The organism is Mesorhizobium sp. WSM4898 (assembly GCF_029625845.1).
In the GTDB taxonomy this organism is placed as follows: Bacteria; Pseudomonadota; Alphaproteobacteria; order Rhizobiales; family Rhizobiaceae; genus Mesorhizobium.
On sequence record NZ_JARTVQ010000036.1, the window covers coordinates 1 to 305 of the forward strand.

The window sequence follows — 305 nt, forward strand, 5'->3', positions numbered from 1 at the left end:
CATGACCGACAACGGCTCCTGCTACAGATCAAAGGCCTTCGCCAAGGCCTGCCGCGATCTCGGCCTCAAGCACGTCACGACAAGACCCTATACGCCCAAGACCAATGGCAAGGCCGAGCGCTTCATCCAGACAGCACTGCGCGAATGGGCCTACGCCATTGCCTATCCGACATCCGATCATCGTGCCGCCGAACTGCCTGTCTGGCTGCACAGATACAATTGGCATCGTCCACATGGCAGCCTAAAGTCAAAAACGCCTATCAGTCGCCTCGCCCTGATCGAGGACAACCTGTTGAAGCTCCACA

At 57.7% G+C, this 305-nt stretch carries 1 protein-coding gene; it reads left to right on the top strand.

The genetic code is table 11. The annotated features are described in order from the left end of the window. Window positions 1–305, top strand: a 305-nt coding sequence (locus tag P9228_RS30860; RefSeq protein WP_278052575.1) for an integrase core domain-containing protein, incomplete at both ends; no start/stop codon positions are given.